Source organism: Bacillus sp. Marseille-P3661 (assembly GCF_900240995.1).
Lineage (GTDB): Bacteria > Bacillota > Bacilli > Bacillales > Bacillaceae_J > OESV01.
In genome coordinates this window covers 1,789,975-1,810,111 of the sequence record NZ_LT965953.1, presented here as the reverse complement: position 1 = coordinate 1,810,111, position 20,137 = coordinate 1,789,975, and the positions used below count along the sequence as shown (strand labels likewise).

At 35.5% G+C, this 20,137-nt stretch carries 15 protein-coding genes and 2 pseudogenes; 12 read left to right on the top strand and 5 right to left on the bottom strand.

All coding sequences use genetic code 11. From position 1 onward, the window contains the following. Positions 1-48 precede the first annotated feature (48 nt). Both C1724_RS08440 and C1724_RS08435 read left to right on the top strand, forming a co-directional pair. A complete protein-coding gene (locus C1724_RS08440; RefSeq protein ID WP_102346236.1) occupies positions 49-981 on the top strand; it encodes a D-2-hydroxyacid dehydrogenase in 933 nt (310 codons plus the stop codon). Positions 982-1,306: 325 nt separating this feature from the next. Beyond that, complete coding sequence (locus tag C1724_RS08435; protein WP_102346235.1) at positions 1,307-1,990, top strand: NAD(P)-binding domain-containing protein; 684 nt, start codon at positions 1,307-1,309, stop codon at positions 1,988-1,990. A gap of 81 nt (positions 1,991-2,071) precedes the next feature. Here C1724_RS08435 and C1724_RS08430 read toward each other — a convergent pair whose 3' ends face one another. Continuing rightward, positions 2,072-3,205 (bottom strand): histidine kinase N-terminal domain-containing protein, encoded by a 1,134-nt coding sequence (locus tag C1724_RS08430; protein ID WP_258000316.1) that lies wholly within the window; start codon positions 3,203-3,205, stop codon positions 2,072-2,074. Positions 3,206-3,619: 414 nt separating this feature from the next. On the opposite strand from C1724_RS08430, the gene ppc reads away from it, so the two are divergent. From ppc to C1724_RS08395, 7 genes and pseudogenes are all read left to right on the top strand, one after another. Next, positions 3,620-6,376 (top strand): phosphoenolpyruvate carboxylase, encoded by a 2,757-nt coding sequence (gene ppc / locus C1724_RS08425; protein WP_102346233.1) that lies wholly within the window; start codon positions 3,620-3,622, stop codon positions 6,374-6,376. 295 nt (positions 6,377-6,671) lie between these two features. Then, entirely contained in the window at positions 6,672-7,550 is an 879-nt protein-coding gene (locus C1724_RS08420) for a hypothetical protein (RefSeq protein ID WP_102346232.1), read from the top strand. A gap of 322 nt (positions 7,551-7,872) precedes the next feature. Beyond that, complete coding sequence (locus C1724_RS08415) at positions 7,873-8,439, top strand: DoxX family membrane protein (protein ID WP_102346231.1); 567 nt, start codon at positions 7,873-7,875, stop codon at positions 8,437-8,439. A gap of 213 nt (positions 8,440-8,652) precedes the next feature. Beyond that, positions 8,653-10,131: pseudogene (locus C1724_RS08410) on the top strand (IS1182 family transposase); the annotation flags it as partial. A 257-nt stretch (positions 10,132-10,388) separates the two neighbouring features. Continuing rightward, positions 10,389-11,300: a 1,4-dihydroxy-2-naphthoate polyprenyltransferase gene (locus C1724_RS08405; protein WP_102346229.1), complete on the top strand. Its 912-nt coding sequence runs from the start codon at positions 10,389-10,391 to the stop codon at positions 11,298-11,300. A 310-nt stretch (positions 11,301-11,610) separates the two neighbouring features. Continuing rightward, complete coding sequence (locus C1724_RS08400; protein WP_102346228.1) at positions 11,611-12,366, top strand: 3-hydroxybutyrate dehydrogenase; 756 nt, start codon at positions 11,611-11,613, stop codon at positions 12,364-12,366. A gap of 200 nt (positions 12,367-12,566) precedes the next feature. Then, the gene (locus tag C1724_RS08395; protein WP_102346227.1) at positions 12,567-13,022 is read left to right on the top strand and encodes an SRPBCC family protein; all 456 of its coding nucleotides are present in this window, start codon (positions 12,567-12,569) and stop codon (positions 13,020-13,022) included. A gap of 97 nt (positions 13,023-13,119) precedes the next feature. Here the strand turns inward: C1724_RS08395 and C1724_RS08390 are convergent, their stop codons facing one another. Beyond that, positions 13,120-14,028, bottom strand: a complete 909-nt coding sequence (locus C1724_RS08390) for a DUF2935 domain-containing protein (protein ID WP_102346226.1) — start codon at positions 14,026-14,028, stop codon at positions 13,120-13,122. A 285-nt stretch (positions 14,029-14,313) separates the two neighbouring features. Here C1724_RS08390 and yiaA point away from each other — a divergent pair, with 285 nt between their 5' ends. Next, positions 14,314-14,784, top strand: a complete 471-nt coding sequence (gene yiaA, locus C1724_RS08385; RefSeq protein WP_102346225.1) for an inner membrane protein YiaA — start codon at positions 14,314-14,316, stop codon at positions 14,782-14,784. A 242-nt stretch (positions 14,785-15,026) separates the two neighbouring features. On the opposite strand, the pseudogene C1724_RS08380 reads toward yiaA, so the two are convergent. Then, positions 15,027-15,541 (bottom strand): annotated as a pseudogene (locus C1724_RS08380) (MBL fold metallo-hydrolase); the annotation flags it as partial. 259 nt (positions 15,542-15,800) lie between these two features. Between C1724_RS08380 and C1724_RS08375 the strand changes: the two are divergent. Beyond that, positions 15,801-16,523 (top strand): MBL fold metallo-hydrolase, encoded by a 723-nt coding sequence (locus C1724_RS08375; RefSeq protein WP_102346224.1) that lies wholly within the window; start codon positions 15,801-15,803, stop codon positions 16,521-16,523. Positions 16,524-16,700: 177 nt separating this feature from the next. Here the strand turns inward: C1724_RS08375 and C1724_RS08370 are convergent, their stop codons facing one another. Next, entirely contained in the window at positions 16,701-17,321 is a 621-nt protein-coding gene (locus tag C1724_RS08370; protein ID WP_102346223.1) for an NAD(P)-dependent oxidoreductase, read from the bottom strand. A 316-nt stretch (positions 17,322-17,637) separates the two neighbouring features. Beyond that, positions 17,638-18,594, bottom strand: a complete 957-nt coding sequence (locus C1724_RS08360; protein WP_102346221.1) for a sugar-binding transcriptional regulator — start codon at positions 18,592-18,594, stop codon at positions 17,638-17,640. Positions 18,595-18,947: 353 nt separating this feature from the next. Between C1724_RS08360 and C1724_RS08355 the strand changes: the two genes are divergently transcribed. After that, positions 18,948-20,060 carry a sugar ABC transporter substrate-binding protein gene (locus C1724_RS08355; protein ID WP_102346220.1) on the top strand — a complete coding sequence of 371 codons (1,113 nt, stop codon included), beginning with the start codon at positions 18,948-18,950 and terminating at the stop codon, positions 20,058-20,060. The last annotated feature ends 77 nt before the right edge of the window (positions 20,061-20,137 follow it).

Here is a 20,137-nt window from a genome sequence, read left to right as displayed (position 1 = left end):
CAAATTAGAAACAGTTGAAAATCAACTAGTTTTTCGGGAGGAATCTAAATGGAAATTATAAACATCCTTGTAGCGGGTCCCTATGAGGAGGACTTTCAAAAACAATTACCAACATCAATTCATCCAAATTTCCGTTTTGTTGCTATTGAAGAAATTACTGAAGGGGATTTAGCATGGGCGGACGCTTATGTTGGATTTGAACCTGCTCCTCAATTTGACTTATCTCAATTAAAATGGATTCATTCCTTTAATGCCGGAGTCAATAACTATTTAGCCCTGAATGGCTGGGAAGAAAATGATGTACTTTTAACAAGGACTGTTTGTTCATTTGGGGAAAGAATTAGTGAATACTGTTTAAGTTATGTGTTAAAGGACCTTCAGTATCAGAAGTATTTTGAGACTAGACAGCAAGAGAAGAAGTGGATTCAAAGAACACCGAAAATGGTTAAGGATCAGACAATTGTAGTGTTTGGAACGGGGGAAATTGGACAGGTGCTAGCCCGTAGCTTTAGTTTGCTTGGTGCGACCGTTATGGGAGTTTCGAAAAGCGGTACATCAAAAGACTATTTTCATAAGGTAATACCAACCTCTGCGGCGTCTTCAGTTTTACCTATAGCAGATTGGGTGATTAGCACACTACCATTAACAAAGGAAACAAATGGAATTTTTAATAGCAAATTGTTTAGTTATTTTAATAGCGCAGCTTTCATTAATGTTGGTAGAGGAGCAACTGTGGACGAGACGGCTTTAATGGAGGCCTTGAATACTGGAAAGGTACGCCAAGCTGTGTTGGATGTGTTCTCAACGGAACCTCTACTTGAAGATTCACCATTATGGGAACGTGAGGATGTCATTATTACACCCCATATTTCTGCTGTAACAGAACTAGATGAGGCGGTTGCTTGTTTTATCGATACGTTAAAAAAAGTCGAACAAAACGAGGATTTACATAATAGGGTGGATATAGAAAAGGGCTATTGAGGAACTCCGCAAAGCCGCGTAATTTGTGACTATAAGGAACTGAATGTCCGGCAAAAACAGTATGCGGACATATGATTCGTTATCCCTCCAAAAAAGACTGTTTCACAGAGTTTTGCGAACAATGGGTACGCTATTCCATCCAAACAGAGTCCCAAGATGCTGAAAACGACTAAATAAGGTATTGAATGTCCGGAAAACTCCGCAAAGCCGCGTAATTTGTGAGTATAAGGAACTGAAAGTCCGACTAAAACAGAATTCGGACAAATGGTTGAAACCAACATACATTATAGTAGAATTTCTGTTTAGAAAATGAGGTATAGAAATTATGATAAGTACAACAATGGTTGGAATTGGAAGACTAGGAAGGGCACTGATGAGCCAATGGGATAAAATTGATGAAGAAATAGGGATTTTTCATCCATCTGATGATAAAGTCAAAAGCTTTACTGCCCATTTTAATAAAGCAGTTCCCATCTGCGGAAAAAAATTAACCGATATGAAGACCATTATTTTAGCGTTACCTGCAGCACAGGTGTCAAAATTCATCCAACAATCTCATTATTCACATGTGACCTATGTTAATATGGCTACTGCTCTCAATACGGCTCAGCTTCAAAAGGAATTTCCGGACATACAGATCGTGAGTATGAAGTTTGTTGGTCATGCTCAAGACTTGTACGTTAATGGAGATGGCTATTTTATCACAGAAAGCTATGTTCCTGAACATGTAAAGAGCCTATTTTCAACTATCGGATTAGTCAAAAAGGGAGATCCAGAAATTGTCAATCAAATTAACAAGTGGGCTACTTATTATGGAATCAAAGCTGCGGTTGAGTTAGAAACACACCTTAAAGGAAAACATTTTGATGATAAATTAATTAATCGTGCTCTTTCTTCCATTACTCCGGAAGTGATCAAATCCTACCAAAAAGGAGATTTAGGTCATTTTGCACAAACCGTTGCAAAAGAAGTGAAGGAATCACTGGGGAATAATCATAAAATGGGGTGAGGGTATCAAAGGGACGGTTCTCAAGCTGCCGCTGATGAGAGAATTTTAGCATGTGATCGGTCCCAATGAAGCCTATCTTTACTACCTATAAATAGGTAACATGATCTGAAACGTTGTTAAATGATCATCTGGGATGCAAATAATGTTGCCATTATGTTTTTCGACGATATTTTTACAGACAAATAAGCCGATTCCAGTACCTAATTTCTTTGTCGTATAAAATGGTTCGAAAATAAATTTTACTAGATCTGAATTTATTGCTGGACCATTATTGGAGATGCTAATCGTAATTTGTTCACCGTTTACTTCGGTATGAATGTTAATTTTTCTATCTTTTCTTGCTTCGCATACAGCATCTACTGCATTCATTAATAGGTTTAGGAAAACTTGCTTTAATTCATTTCTATCGCCGATTACCTTTGTAGTATCATCTATATGAGAGGTAACGTCCACATTACCATCAACAATACTTGGGTATAAGAAATCAATCACTTCTTCTAATAAAGATTTGATCATAATTTCTTCATTCTTACTTTCAACTATGGTGTTCATCTTTGAAGTGTGAAGGAACTGTGTGATTCTGAATTTCAGCTGTTCGAGCTCTTTGCTAATCACCTCTAAATAAGGTAATGTGGGGTGGTCGTTTTTTAATAATTTAATAAATCCCATTACCGATGTAAGTGGGTTTCGGAATTCATGGACAAAACTAGAAGACATTTGTCCTAATATAGCCAATCTCTCTTTATGCGTTTGTGAAATATATAAATTTTTTTCTTGTAGTTTTATATCTTTTAATTCTGTGTATCTTGATACAGCAAAGTAACAGAATAAATCAAATTGGTTATTAATTAAGTCAACGATGGGTTGTATTTCTTCCAACTTGATTCCGGAATGGTTTACATATTTTACAATGATACTTCTACCTAGATTGACATTGTAAGTAAACTCCCCGATGTTGATATCCGCATCGACACGTTCCTGAGCAACTTTGTATGCCAATAATTTTATATCGTTTTCTGAGTAAGGACAGTTAATTGAATTTAGGATAATTTGATACATTAAGTAACCGTTATTTCTTATTAGTTCTCTATTGTCTTTGTTTCTGTGTACAACTATTTTTTCTTCCCATAAATCCAAAAATTCCTGCTCATTATTTTTTAGATATTGAACTAAATCTTTATAATCATTTTCTGTTTGAACATTTGTTTCCATCATAAGCCTACTTTCTAAATAATTATAAAAATAGTACATCATCATTACCAAAATAGTTCAAAATAATTATCGATATCTTTATTTAGATAAGGAAAATATACCACAGAAACTACAAAGAATATACATTACTTGTAAGAAAAAATGACAAGATATTAAAGTTTTTATAGAAATAATTATACTGGAACAGCTAACAGGAAAAGGTTATCCTGCTCCTGTGCCTAATTGTAGTACGAGAACAGCCCTACGATTCATTTGATTGATATATCAAAAAGATGAAAAATTGATTATTCTCTATTTTTACGATAATATAAAAAATGTCATAGTATAGTAGTCAGATTTTTATTTATCAGGGACATTTTACGTCCTGCATGGACAAAAAACGTCCCTATAGGCCTACATATAAAAGGAGTTGTTGCTATGTTAAAAGTAGAAGAGACAGGTACCCACTTGCGTAATGATGTTAAAAAGCTTGGCAATATGCTAGGAGAAATACTAGTACATCATGGTGGTATTTCACTTTTAAACAAAGTGGAATCGATACGTAAAACGACGATTGAATTAAGAAAAAATTACAATGATCAATCATACCAAGCATTAAAAGACGAAATTCGAAATTTAAAACCTCCGATGCGCCAACAAGTAATTCGCGCGTTCTCAATTTATTTCCACCTTGTTAATATTGCTGAACAAAACCATCGAATCCGCCGCAGACGTCAGTATCAGCTGCAAGTAGGTGGTGTTGTTCAACCATTTTCCCTAGAAAATGCGGTTCTTACTCTTAAAGAAAATAGCATTTCAGAAGAAGTGATTCAACGTATTTTAGGAGATTTGTCACTTGAATTAGTGATTACAGCACATCCTACAGAGGCAACAAAGCGTTCCATTCTTGAAACACAAAAACGAATTTCAAAAATCTTACAGGAATTCGATCGTGCAGTTTTAACTAAGAAAGAACAAGAGAAATTAGATGAAAGCTTGTTCAATGAAATTACTTCACTGTGGCAAACGGATGAATTAAGAGAACGTAAACCAACTGTGCTCGATGAAGTTAAAAATGGTTTATATTATTTTGATCAAACCTTATTTAATGTATTGCCTGAAATTCACCAAGAATTACAATATCAACTAGAAAAGCATTACCCAACAACAAAATGGAATGTTCCAAACTTCCTCAGATTCGGTTCCTGGATTGGCGGAGATCGTGATGGAAATCCATATGTAACACCTGAAGTTACTTGGGAAACACTTGAACTTCATCGACAGCTAGCTATTAAGAAATATGATGAGGGTATAGTTGATTTAATGAGACGTTTTAGTCAGTCATCGTCACGTGTAACGATAAGTGAAGAACTTGTAAGAACCGTAGAAAGAGACGAAACACTATACTTGGCTGAAGAAGAGACATGGCCTGTTGAAACGGAAGTATACCGTCGGAAATTTGCCATCATCCTTAAACGGTTACGTGAAATTGGCGCATCTACAGGGATAGGATATAAATCAGCCCAAGAGCTGTTACATGACTTATTATTAATAAAAGAAAGTGCCGACCGTCACCAACCTGCACAACACAAGCTGAAAACATTGCATAAATTAATTCGACAAGTACAATTATTTGGGTTCCATTTAGCTACTTTAGATATTCGGAATCATAGTGGCGAGCATGAAGCCGCGATTGCAGAAATTTTAAAAGTAGTTAATATTACAGCGAACTATTCAGCTCTACCTGAAGAAGAAAAACTAAAGGTACTGGAAAATGTGTTAAACGACCCAAGACCGCTGCTATTATTCGAACAAGATTATTCGAAAGAAACTCAAAATATCATTAACGTCTTTAAAATGATAAAAAAAGCACATGAAGAATTTGGCAGCCGTGCTATCGAAGTTTACCTAGTAAGTATGACGCAATCAGCAAGTGATTTATTGGAAGTACTTGTGCTAGCAAAAGAGGCAGGTATCTATCGCAAACATGCTGATGGCCGGGTTGAAAGCGGAATAACAGTTGCGCCATTACTTGAAACCATTGATGACTTACTGGCTGGACCAGACATCATGAGGACATTATTTACGATGGATGTGTATCGTGCCCATCTTGCGCAACGGGGCAATCATCAAGAAATTATGTTAGGGTATTCAGATGGAAGTAAGGACGGAGGAACTCTAACTGCGAACTGGAGACTGTATAAGGCACAGCAAGAAATTCACGATATGGCCAAAGAATACAGCATAAGATTAAAATTCTTCCATGGTCGCGGTGGTTCATTAGGACGTGGCGGTGGTCCTTTAAATCGCAGTATTTTATCACAGCCAGCAGAAACATTAGGAGATGGCGTGAAAATTACTGAACAAGGTGAAGTGTTATCTTCACGTTATTTATTAGAAGATATCGCCTATCGAAGTCTAGAGCAGGCTGCTTCAACATTATTAGAAGCCGCAGCACATGTATCGAAAACATCAGAAGAGAATCATTTTAGGGAAGCAGCTTGGGAACAAGCTATGGAAGACGTCTCAATACATGCGCTTAGAAAGTATCAGTCATTCGTGTTTGAAGATCCAGACTTTTTAACATACTTTAATCAGGCCACACCTTTAGGTGAATTAGCTGAGTTAAATATCGGCTCTCGTCCAATGAAACGGAAAAATAGCAATCAATTTGAAAATTTACGTGCCATTCCATGGGTATTTGCATGGACACAGTGTCGCCAAATGATCCCGGCATGGTATGCTGCGGGTTCTGGATTAAAAGCTTTTGTTTCAAAAAGTGAAGAGAATTTGAACCTTTTACAAAGCATGTATAATGAATGGCCATTTTTCCAATCAACCATTAATAATCTACAGATGGCGCTAATGAAAGCAGACCTACAAACTGCGAAGGAATATATAAAACTGGTTGAGGATCAACAAATGGGAGAGCGGATTTTTAAAAATATCACGGATGAATACAATACGACAAAAGAGCTGTTATTGGCGATTTCAGATAACCAAGAGCTGTTAGATCATACACCGAATATTAAAGAATCTGTTCACCTTCGAAATCCATATGTGGATCCCCTCAATTTCCTACAAGTGGAATTGATAAAAGAATTGCGTGAATCGGATGAAAATAAAGATGATTTATTAACTGAAGTACTATTAACTATCAGTGGAGTCGCAGCAGGCCTGCGAAACACTGGTTGATCAATCATGGGGACGGTTCTCCTGCTTGTTTTTTAAGCGGGAGAGCCGTTTTTTTATTTTGAAAGACTAAGAAATTGGGTACAGAGGGATTTGTCTATGTCACAGAGGTCCTGTGACTATAATAAAAGCGGATAATGGCCTGCAATTAATAAAAAAAGGTGATTCTGTTTTCAAAATTTTAAATTTAGGGATAGATAGCAGAACCTTCCTTCTATTTTATTATTAAAAGTAAATGAAACATTTCTAATTTGTGTTTCGTCTTATGAATGTAAAACCTATTAGATAAGGAGACTTTATGAGGGATGTAATCGGAACGATTGAATTTAAAATAAAATGTGCGAATTATCATTTTAATCAAGCGATTGAGCTTGAAAGTCAGCTTAATAAAGAGAATATCCATATATTTATTAGTGAATTTTGTGGGATGATGGAAATGTTACAGAGTAGTATTGATATAGCTAGTTCATGTGCCTATAAACAAAGTGCGGTTGAAATGAGAACCTTTAATAATTTACTTAAAGAATCTCAGATCTCTGAGCTAGAGTACATTGAACAATTTTTAAAAGCAAATCGAACGGGTAATGTATTTAATGTGATAGATCATAAAGAAGTACAAATCATTTCAATAGCTAAAAGGAAACAACAGGGTTTTTACGATCAGCGGAATGTAGCGGTTTATATGCAGCAAGTGAAGAAAATGGCAGAGAATATGGTCAATGAGTTCATGAAGATTTATACGAAAAGTGTTTCTCATTATGATTCATCATGGCGCACGATCGATAGCTATTGCTCGGCTTTTGTGTGTAAGGAGTGTGGATGGCCCGTAACAAAGCTTTTAGGTCATCTCGGAAATTTAAGTGAGCTTTCACTTAAGGAAAAGGAACCATTAATAACTAATCGGAACTATGTGTATGGTCATGAGTTGATTCGAGCGAACCTGTTGCCATGGGGCGGGGATACCGAGATCAGTGAAAATGAAGTAATAATACCGATTGGCAGCCTTTATTTTGATGTAAAGAAAGAGTCAGCGCCTGGATGCTGCGGCCCTGATTCTTCAGAGTTTAATATATACTGTAAGAATGGGCATGCAGTAGGGAAGGAAGCGGCAGATTGCTGGATGCCTCATTTTATCCGATTACCATTTGACAAAGTTAACAGAAATGAATTGATTTAGAAAATCAAAAATACAAGACCGCTAAACTTTTTTTATACTGAAATGGATCTCAAAAATAAGCTTAATGAGCTTGTTAAAATCTAGTGAATTAGTTGATGAAGCGGGGATGTATGTGTTGAATATATAAATCAATCTAATCAAATAAAACAGGCGATTTCAAAGCTTAATGAAAACATGAGCTCATTGAATGCTATCACGCAAAGGATGAATCAAAATTTATTTAACGCTGTAGTTTTTCTTGGTTTCAATCATATAATGACAATTGATCAGGAGAAATTTACCGGAAGTAAATTCCAAAACAACCATAAAAAGGGGTTCTTTGATGAAAAGTAACTCAATTCATATTCCAGAAAATCAATTGTCGTTATTTTTATTTAGTAATACCCGCTCAGCTCTTATCTGGCTTATTATCCGCTTATATGTGGGGTATGCTTGGATTAATGCAGGCTGGCATAAAATTACAGATGCCAATTGGACAGGAGTCAATGCAGGCGGAGCGGTACGGGGCTTCGTAAAAGGAGCTTTGGCAAAAGCTGAGGAAGGAAAAGATGTCACAGGTTGGTACGCTACGTTTCTAGAACAGATTGTACTACCCAATGCAGGCATATTCGGCTATTTAGTAGCTTATGGGGAAGTCCTGGTTGGATTAGGTTTAATATTAGGTTTATTAACAGGGATTGCTGCATTTTTTGGTTCGTTGATGAATGTCAGCTTTTTATTTGCCGGAACCTTAAGTACGAATCCACTTCTATTTATTTTGGCAACATGGTTAGTGTTGGCTTGGAAGGTAGCTGGTTGGTATGGATTAGACCGGTGGGCCCTTCCAATTTTAGGTACACCTTGGAGCAAAAAAGATCACACAATTTCAGATACCTTAATTAATAAGTAAGCTAGCAAATGGACTCTCTCCTGTTTAGAAACGTTTACGAGCAGGAGAACCGTCCCCGTGAAGGAGTCAGAGGACCTGTCCGAGACCACTGAAAAACATATCCTAAATAATGGAAAATTCAAAAATCGAAACAAAATAAAAAGAAAATCCCCCTTTATTTGGTATAATTGAATCACCACAACACAATTCACCAATAAAAAGGAGGATTTTCTCATGCTTAAAGACAAGGATATGCAATTAAGCATCTATTCTGTATTATACAATAAAATTCCAAACAATCATACGCTGAAGTTACTTAAAGACGAGGTAGATTTCAGTTTTATCAATGCAACACTTGAAAAAACTTATTGTAAGTATTATGGTAGACCGGCAAGAGAACCGGAGCTAATGGTTAAACTATTAGTACTACAATATCTCTATAATCTTTCCGACGAACAAGTCATTGAAAATGCTTCATTAAATCTAGCTTACATGTATTTTCTAGACATCAATCCAGAAGATGAACTTCCCCATCCGAGCCTTTTAACCAAATTTCGTAAAAATAAATTAGAAGGAAATTTTACGGTCGATGAAATCATTGCTGAAATCGTAAAACAATGTGTTGAAAGTGGAACCCTGCAGGGTTCTGGAATCAGTATTGATTCAACCCACTCAGAGGCAAATACATTTAAATGTACTGCAGAAAGAGTCATGAAACGTATGGCAAATAAAATCTTTAAGACCGTAGAGAAAGAATGCGGCGAATTGCCAGAGGAAATGAATCAAGAAATTCCAAACTATAAAGAAATAGAAGATCATAAAGAAGCCAAGGCAGTCATGAAATCTTATCTCGAAGAAACGATCACAAAAGTTGAAAAACATATAGAAGTTGAAAATAACCCCCAAATTAAGGGGTTACTTGATAATGCGAAAGAAATACTAGAGGACCCTAAATTTTTGGAACAAAAAGGGGTTCGTTCTATCGTAGACCAGGACGCTAGAGTGGGACATAAAAGCAAAACCTCCCACTTTTTTGGGTACAAAATTGAATTTATGATCACAACGAAAGATCGTATTATCACAGCGCTTAATGTGGATCATGGTGCTTATGTGGATGGAGATAAGTTTGAAGAGTTACTAGAGTTAACAAAGAGATGTGGTGTAACAATAGAAGAATTATATGGTGATAAAGCCTATTTTAGAAAACACATATTAGACAAAATAAGGGAAATAGGAGCTAAGGCATACATACCAGTAAGTGAAATGGCTTACAAAATTAACGAGGATTTATTTAGTTATAACAAAGATTCAGATGAATGGTTCTGTGTTGAGGGAAACCAAACTGTTAAAAGAGCTCTCAGTATACGAAAAAGCGGAAAACAAAAGCTCCGATATTATTTTGAAAAAGAGCAATGTAGAAATTGTCCCCTCAGGGACCAATGTATTAAAGGAACTACAGTTGGAAGAATATTGGAAGTCGGCATTAATACCCCAGAATTTTATGGATACAGCCAGGAACAAAAAACGGATGAGTTCAAAGAGAAATATAAAAACAGGGCATGTCAGGAATGGAAAAACGGGGAAATGAAAAACTTTCACGGGCTAGATCGTGCCAGGGGGTACGGTCAAAAAAGCATGGCCTTACAAGCAAAATTAACTGCGTTAGCGGTTAATTTAAAGAGGATAGCGAAAATACTATCCTCTAAAAATACCTTTCCTAGACAAATAATTTTAATTTATTTCAATAAAATGGATAAAATCCCCACTTTCAAAAATATAGCTTTGATTGGGGATTTTTTAGTCTAAAAAAGGGGCACTTTTTCAGTGGTCTCGACCTGTCCCTCTGGCTTTTATAAAAATTGGAATAGAAATTATGTATATATTTGATATAATATATGTTTGTATAGGAGGAACTAGATAAAAAGAATTCTTCCTATGATTTAATACTAAAAATGTGGGGAAGTTGAGCTATGGAGAATAAAAAGGATATAAGTGCCGCGAAATTAATGTGGAAAATGACGCGCCCGCATACATTAACGGCGACGTTTGCTCCTGTAATCTTAGGGACAGTGGCTGCACTTCATGAGGGCGAGATTAATTGGCTATTATTCATTGCGATGATGCTTGCATGTTTAGCTTTGCAAATTGCAACGAATTTATTTAATGAATATTATGATTTTAAACGTGGACTGGATACTGCTGATTCTGTCGGGATTGGTGGCGGAATCGTCCGTCATGGTTTGAAACCAAAAAATGTTTTGAATGTCGCAATTTTATTATATATTATAGCAGCATTGATCGGTGTGTATATTTGCATGACTAGCAGCTGGTGGTTAGTTGTAATTGGTATTATTGGAATGGCGGTTGGCTATTTGTATACAGGCGGTCCATTACCAATTGCTTATACGCCATTTGGAGAATTATTTTCAGGATTGTTAATGGGAACATGTTTTGTATTGATTGCTTTCTTTATCCAAACGGATACGATTACAGTTGAAAGTATTTTAATTTCGATTCCAATTGGTATTTTAGTAGGGGCCATTAACATGTCAAATAATATCCGTGATATCGATGAAGATATTAAAGGTGGACGAAAAACGTTGGCCATTCTCCTTGGAAGAGAAAAAGCAGTGACAGCTCTAGCAATCGCCTTCGTGGTTTCGTATTTATGGATTGTTGCCATTGTTTTACTAGGGTATATAAGCCCTTGGGCATTGGTGATGTTCTTAGGTTTGAAAAAGCCAATTGCTGCCATTCAAAGTTTCCGAAAGGGTGCAAAGGAACCTCAATATATGCGTGTTGCTATGAAATCAACTGCGATGACCAATACGATTTTTGGTTTCCTATTATCAGTAGGCTTATTAATTAGTTATTTTATATAAATGAGAGAAGCATTCCCGAGCATAGAAGGGAATGCTTTTTCGTGTATGTTAGAAATTGAGTATCTTTAGACAGGCATCATCGTTCATCGTGAAAATTAAAAGCTAGTTGTTTTATGAAGGAACTTGCTCATTAAATTAACCATTATTGATATATCTAATTTTATCAATTAAAATATTTAGATAAGGGATAATTTTCTGATAACAAATTAAGAAGGATAAGACTAAAGAATTGACAGAGTTAACAAATGTTCAATTACAGTATCTTTATATGATAGTTCACAATTTCAAATAAGATTGGAGTAACATTAAAATGAGGAAAGAACGGACAGTTATTGTAACAGGAGGAGCACAAGGAATTGGGTTTGCTATTGCACAAGAGTTTATCCATAATGGTGATTTCGTGGCCGTTTTTGACATAAATGACGAAGGAGCAGTTGCTTCAGCTAAACAATTAGGCAACGCTAAGGCTTACAAAGTAAATGTAGCAGACGAAGCTTCGGTCAAATCAGCGATCGACACTTTAATCGCTGAACGAGGTTCTGTAGACGTAGTAGTAAATAACGCTGGCTTACAGTTTATTTCTAAAGTAGAAGATTTCCCAGTAGAAAAATGGGACTTATTAATGAATGTGATCCTAAAAGGTACATTCTTAATGACTAAGCATTCTTTACCATCGATGAAAGCTCAAAAATATGGCCGGATTATTAATATCGTATCTGCTCATGGACGTATTCCAGATGCTTATAAATCAGCTTACTGTGCAGCTAAAGCAGGTCAAACGGGTTTCACTAAAGTTGTCGCATTAGAAAATGCTACTGAAGGCATCACCTGTAACGCAATTGAACCAGGTCCTGTACGTACGGAATTAATTGAAAAACAATTACCAATATTAGCTGAAAAAGATGGTACAACTATACAAGAAGCATTAGACCACCATATACTAGGTAAACAATGGATCAAACGTTTACTCGAGCCAGCAGAAATCGGTAAAACAGCTGTTTTCTTAGCTTCAGAAGGAGCAGCTGCTATCACTGGAGAATCCATTCCAGTAACAGGCGGTATATAATACTAAGCATACCTAGTTGGGAATACAGTTATCATTGTCAGAAGTATGGGGTAGTAATAGGGATTAATTAAATAGATATAGTACCATAATGAACTCACGGGTGACATGCTGAACAGAAGGTTGTCAAAGTGGCAACTCCTATTGGTTAAAGCATCTATAAGAATGCGCTGAATATACGTTCTACTAGAGGAGAATGCAAAATGCCTATTATTAACCACAGCCAATTTATTAAAGCGCCTGTTGAAATATGCTTTGATCTTGCAAGAAACGTAGATATTCATACTAAAACTACAGCCAAAACTAAGGAAAGAGCAGTGGATGGGGTTACGCAGGGGTTATTAAAGGAGGGGGATACTGTTACTTGGGAAGCTATTCATTTTGGTATTAAACAAAGGTTAACGGCCAAAGTTATTCATATGGAAAAGCCCACTGTATTTGTAGATATTATGCTAAAAGGAGCTTTTAGTTCTTTTACACATACACATCGGTTTTTACAAGAAAAAGATGGGACCTTAATGATCGATACATTTGAGTATACATCACCTTTTGGTCCCTTTGGTTTAATTGCTGACAAGTTATTTTTGGAGAAATATATGACGAGGTTTATCATGAACCGAGCAAAAGAGCTAAAAAGTATTGCTGAAAAAATGACATAGCAGGCTTATTCAACAAACTTGGCAAAAATACAAAACACTACATATCCAATATCTTATAATTTGAACATGCTGCATTGGACACATTTATCCTATTAATTTACAATGGATTTTCTTTTTGTTTCTTCTCTAACCGATTCTCTAAAACATGAATCATATACAAGAAATGTTCCGCTTCTCTAACAACATGGTCTGCCAATAATGGATTAACAACGCTTTTTATTTGGCATGATTTAATTAATTCTAACCCAGCCTTTTTAAAATCTCTTAATTCTGAAGCAGCATTTTCACTATCTTTATTCATTTTACCGATAATTGGATATACTGGTTCCTTATTATAAAGCATGGATTCAACATCTCTAGCTTGATTTAGCAAGACTTCAAAATCATCGCCAAATTGTCTCGCGGTAATAACGAGATTTCGTTCAGAACTGTCAATGAGTTGAGAAATAAAGCGCGAATGTTCCATCATGATTCGTAGCCAAAAAACATTCTCACTAATTATGGCATCTTGAATGGGGTCCAAGATTCCTTGGTTGAACTTTTGTAAACTTCTTATAAAATATTCAGCTTCACGAGCTATGTGGTCCACAAGTAATGGGAAATTAAAACCAGTCACTTTGCAGTTGATAATAAGAATTAAAAGATTTCTCTTAAAGTTTCTAAATCCATATACTAATTGAATGCTGTCTTCATTTAATCTTCGGACATCATGAACTGTTTTGGGTGTTTGATGGGATCTTTTTTCTAGCTGTTCAAAATGATAAAAAAAGCTATCTGATTGTTGAATTAAATTCTTATCTTTACGATTAAATCCTTCACCTAGAAACAAAGCATGCTCCTTCATTATTCTTAACCAGAACTTGTTTTCTGTTAGTGACCGTTCAATAAATTTTTGTTCAGTTAAAGACTCAGGTTTTGCAGCTTTTGACTCAGGTGCAATAAGCATATTGGTTTCATAATCATCGGGAAACTGTCTAGTTGTTGATGGATTCCACAATGTTGTCATCCCCTTTAGTATGATAGTTCTACATTATATTCTCAAATCCATTTTCTTATGTTATGATGCAAGTTAAATAGGTGTTTCCCATTTTTGTGGGGAGGATTTATCTGCGATTGTAAAGGATGAAAGTCCTTTTTACCAAGGAATGGTGTGGTTCTGAAATATTAATTTGAAATTAAGAATATAGTCATCTATTCTTTGTAATGAATTTCTATATAATAGATAGGTAAGAGTATTGCAATATATCTGCGGTCATCCAATTTAGATAAAATGATGGAGGTGAAACATTCAATGTCGAATGATAATGAGGTTTTATTAGATAAAGGAAAGCCAAATGATACAAAGATGAAGGTAGAAAGAAAAGATGGAGAACCGACTTCTGCTTTCAAAGGCGCTTCTTGGGCAGCGCTGTTAGTAGGTGTTGCGGGTTACCTGATCGGTTTGTTTAATGCGACGATGCAACTGAACGAAAAAGGATATTACTTTGCTATTTTAGTATTTGGACTGTATTCGGCGGTATCTTTACAAAAAGCTGTAAGGGACAAAGAAGAGGGAATACCAGTTACAGGCATTTATTATGGGATTAGTTGGTTAGCACTTATTGTATCCATATCATTAATGGCAATCGGTTTGTACAATGCAGGGAGTATTGTGTTAAGTGAAAAAGGATTTTATGGCATGGCCTTTGTTCTTAGTTTATTTGCAGCTATAACGGTTCAAAAAAATATTAGGGATACACAGAAAGCAAGAGACAGAGATTAAGCATTCAAAGGGACGGTTCTCCTGTTTGTTTTTTTAGCAAACAGCAGAACCGTTTTCTGATTTTAGATAGGATTGAGTTTAGAATTGGAAGGCAAGTGTAGGTAGGCCCTTTCGTTGGAATACATGCTAACAAAACGAAGTTCAACACTTTTAAGTTAGCGGCGTATTCTTATGGGAATTCCAGTTCCAGACCTCAATGAAGAGGAAGATTTGAAAGCTGATCAATGAATGAAAGTTTCCCATTATAATGTTGATTTTCCACCATGATAATTTTTAGCTTTAAGACGTTTTATTTTTTTCAAAGACTGATTTGCTTTCGCAATATCTAAACAAAAATGAGGATTTACGACCACTAATTCATTACCATCTCGAACTGCTGCATCACAAGTAATGACACTGCTTAACTCAGGAGAATATAAAGAGATATTGCCTGAAGTAGGCCCTGGTGTTGCAATTATTTTACAACTATCATGTAGTATACATTGACCATCCTTGACTTTTATATCAACGGAAACATGTTTTTAAACTTTTCAATTGTTGTATAAACCATTTTCCAAACTCTTTTTTTCCTCTGGTAGTTGATCTTGCATTCCACAGCTTGAACTAATTTCTCTGATTTCACTTCACCACTAATAAACTTCGCTTCCATTTCATTCGATATGATCGTAACTGAAGGGTACTTTTCCTTGAAATCGTATAAAGAACCAATGTGGTCATCATTATAGTGTGTAATCATGATATTCTTTAAATTCTTCATGTAGGCGAGAAAATCATGAGAGATCTTTGAAGTATGTTCATAATCCAATGTAAATAAATCAAAAAAAGGATATAAACTATATTTATCCTTGGTTAATCTGCCTATTGTATCAACGGGCAGTTTTGTTGAAAAGTAGAAATAAACCGTGCTTTTAACGGATTAATTATTTGTCCTAATATTCTTAATATTAAATCACCCCATATATTGTATAAACATCAAGTTTTGCTTGGTGATTAATAATGGAAGGGGACGATATTGAATGGCACGAATAGATGAAATTGCTCCTGATATTTACAGAATTTCTATTTTTGTACCTCAGATTGATATGCAATTTAATCAGTTTTTAATAAAAGATGATGAACCTCTTTTGTTTACAACTGGATTAAAAGGCTTTTTTCCTGAAATGCGAGATGCTGTTTCACGTTTAATTGACCCAACCCAACTAAGATGGATTGGCTTTAGTCATTTCGAATCTGACGAATGCGGTTCTCTTAATCAGTGGTTGGAATTAGCACCCAAATCAGAAGCTGTCACGGGGTTTGTGGGAGGGATGGTCAATATCAATGATTTTGCACTTCGTCCTGCTCGTATGCTCCAAAATAATGAATCTTTCAGCATCGGTAAAAAACGATTGCGTTATATAAGTACACCGCACGTTCCACATGGATGGGATGCGGGTTTGTTCTATGAGGAAAGTGACCAGACTTTATTAACGTCTGATCTCTTCCATCATAATGGTGATGTTCAACCTTTGGCTAAAGAAAGTTTAATAGACCGTTGCCGTGAAACCCTAAAAGGTTTTGAACAAGGACCACTTGCTGGATATATTCCATATAATTCTAAGACAGATAGAATCTTACGTGACCTTGCTCAATTATGTCCAAAAACTCTTGCAACAATGCATGGTTCCTCCTACTCTGGCAATGGAAAGAAAGCTATTGAAGAGTTGGCTGAGGTCTGGCGAGAAGTATTGGGTGAGTAATATTAGTAACCTGTAATGTCCTCTCTTTCCAGTGGTGAAAAGGCATATTTTATACTGTGGAGGGTCGGGAATTTAATTGAAAGAGGGGTTCCCGCATAGTTTGTTTTTTTCTAATATGTGGTAAGCCTTCTTTTTCATCAAACGGTTAATCCAATATGAAAATAGTATAAAAATATTTTAGTAGGCGATACCTACACGAAATTTTATATAATCTTTTGCTACTATCTGTTTAAATGTAAATTCTGCTGTATCCGGTACGGATATTTCGACTCCACCCGCGGGCAAAAAATTCCGGTCAATACGATATTTGCCTACTCTTTCTCCATCCGGTAAATACGTAGGACAGACAATCGTCCATTCAAGAGTTGATTGTTTGAGCATATCGTAAACTTTATGATGTTCTTTCGCTGCACGTGTAGACTTCTGCTTTGATTCACTTGATTGATAACGCAGAGAATTTGGCGTAGTTCTACTTTGAAGAATACCCGCAGTTCCTATAGTTATGATTCGTTTTATACCTTCGTTTTCCATTGCTTCGATAATTATTGGCATACTGTCTGATAGAGTGGTTGTTCCATCAGTATTTAGTGCACTAATAACTACATCAATCCCATGCATTGCACGTTCTATATCAGCTTTATTTAAAACATTCCCTTGAATAATGGCTAAATTTTCATTATTTATTTGCATCTTCCCAGGAGTGCGAACTAATACAGTAACATGATGCCTGTTATGAAGGGCATAAGTAACTATTTGACTTCCAACTCGTCCTGTTGCACCTAAAATTAAAATATTCATAAGAATGAGTCTCCTTTTGAAAATACTAATATTTTACTATAAAATGTTATTTTATTGTCTTGTTAATTTTCGGCTTTAGGGCAACAAGAATTAATTTAACTTTAAAGAGCCAAAAATATGCATTCCTGTATATTTTGGCTCTTTTGCTATCATAAAACATATTGACATAAACAGCATGTTTTGATTTTACAATGCTCAACGGACACGATTCCATCAAAAACACTAAACCAAACATGTCTGCGTCTCTAAATGGAAGGAAGTGTTTCAACAGATTTAGCAAAAATGTATCATCCTATGTAGCGGTTACTGGAGGTTATTATTCTGCATCTGAAAGTAATAAGTTAGCAGTTTCATCGTTTGTAAGTAAGACATTTATAAATCTACCACGAAGTGCTCCTAAAATTGCATTTATTTTTTTTTCTCCGTATGCAATACCTACACGAGTTGGAATCCTCATTAAATCTAATGGCGAGGCACCTGTGACTCTCTCTGAAATCCATTGCATGGATAGCTCCCCGTTTCGATCAAAAAAGTGCAAGTTAACATCTCCAACACTGTTTTTTTGAAGTTCTTCTACAGTAAGTCCACTTACTAATTCAGAGCTTATAATCGCGGAGTCTTCTCCTACATGGCCAATTCCTATTATTGCAATATCAATGTTAAGAATTTCTTGTTTTACTTTTCTAATATTTTCATCTTTTAAAAAGAGATCTCTTGTTTCCTTATTATCTAGAATGGCTGGTGCAGGCAAAAAGAAAGGCCTTGCATCGATCGACTGCGCCCATGATTGTATGACAGATGTAGAGGGGATGTTATTTTCTCTCATTCCCACGCTTCCAGACATTTGAATGATATTAAGATTTGGACGCGATTCGCACAGATGAAGAAATTGTCCAACGCTATTCATGGTATGACCTAATCCTAAACCTAAAGATCCTTGAAAAGGTAGGATACTATTTAAATAATTGACGACGGTTGTTTCAAAAGAATATCCTTGATCCTTTTTTACAACCAATGCATCTTTTAATTTAAATTTATTAATTAAAAGATTCTCCAAATCACTTCTTCTAGATTTTTCAGATTTTGACTGGATGTGAAATTGTATAATTCCCTCTTCTCTTGCTTCGTTTAGAAATCGAGCGACGGATGATCTTCCTATATTCATTTGTTCAGCAACTTCTTTTTGAGTTAATCCAAGTATGTAGTACATTCTAGCTATTCTTTCAAGAAAAACTCTTTTAGACATTTGTTCATGATTATTATTTTTGCTCATCGTGTTTTTTCCCCCGTTTAATATTTTTCGGATCTCAAATAACAAGTAAATGCTTTTAATTTTAATAGTGTAAAAGAATGTACTAATAAAAGAATACCATATTTCCGGTAAAAATAAACCAATTAATCAAAGTCAACCTTAAAAATATTTTAAATTTTCTAAATTATTATTGCCATAATATATCAATTTTGGTAATATTACCATAGTGAGCAAAATATCATGTATTGAACAAATGTTTAAAATCATTTTTTGTTGGTTCACTATTTTTACAAATATAAAGCATATTTAGAGGAGGGGCTATTTTTAGAATATTTCATGAGTTTAATAGTTCATTAATAAAAGGAGGAAAAGAAATGTTAAAAAACAACGCGTTAAGGATGTTACTTTTGCTTTCATTATTATTAAGTTTAGTGTTTACAACAGCTTGTACTATTTCAACAACGGATAGCGCTGTTGAAGACACTGCAGCTGAAAATACTGCAACGACTGAAACTAATACTCAAGAAACAGCAACAAATACAGCCGCCTCTGAAAATGTAAGCGATTCCGGACTGAAAGGTGTAGTTGATGGTGAGCCGGTTCCTTCTTTAGCTGGAAAAACAATTGGGGTTGCGGTTATTGGGACTGATCATAATTTCGATCGTCAGGCATATCAAGGTCAACTTGACCGTATAGAAGAACTTGGAGGAAAAGCGATCGCCGTGGATGGTGAACGAAATGATCAAAAACATATTTCGGATATTGAAAACCTTATAACACAAAAGCCAGATGCCATCATTAAAATGTTAGGTGATACAGAAGTATATAAACCTGTACTTAAAAAAGTCCATGATTCTGGTATTCCTTTATTTACTGTTGACCATGTAAGTGAATACAGTATTACGAATTCGACTTCAGATAACTATCTTGTAGGTGAAGCTTTAGCTAGAAAGATATTTGAAGACATGGGTGGCGAAGGTAAAATTGCTGTATTTAACGGATTTTATGGAGTTAGAGCTTGCGCAATTCGTTATGATATGTTGAAGTATGTTGCTAAAGATTATCCGAATATTGAATTCATTGAGCCTGAGTTACAAGATGTTATTCCTGGAACAATTGAGGATGCTAGAAAGAAAGTACAAGACCTATTAGTAAAATATCCAAACCCAGGTGAACTAAAAGCGATATGGGCAGCGTGGGACATTCCAAGTATTGGAGCTGCTCAAGCCGTTGATGCAGCAGGTCGTACAGATGTTAAAGTTTACGGTGTAGATGGAGACCCAGCAGCGATTGAAATGGTTGCAAGTCCAGATAGTTCCTTTGTTGCCGATATGGCACAAAATCCATATGATATTGGCCAAGCAGTTGTTGATGCTGCTGCAAGACACTTAGCAGGTCAAAAGGTACCAAGTTCAGTATATGTAGAACCTATTCTTGTAACAAAAAATAATGCTGAAGAAGCAAAGAAAGTATTATTTAAAGAGTAATAGAATGAAAGAATTCGAGAGACAGAGACAGATCTATCTCTCGAATTTTCAATTTGAATAATTTTTGTCACATCATA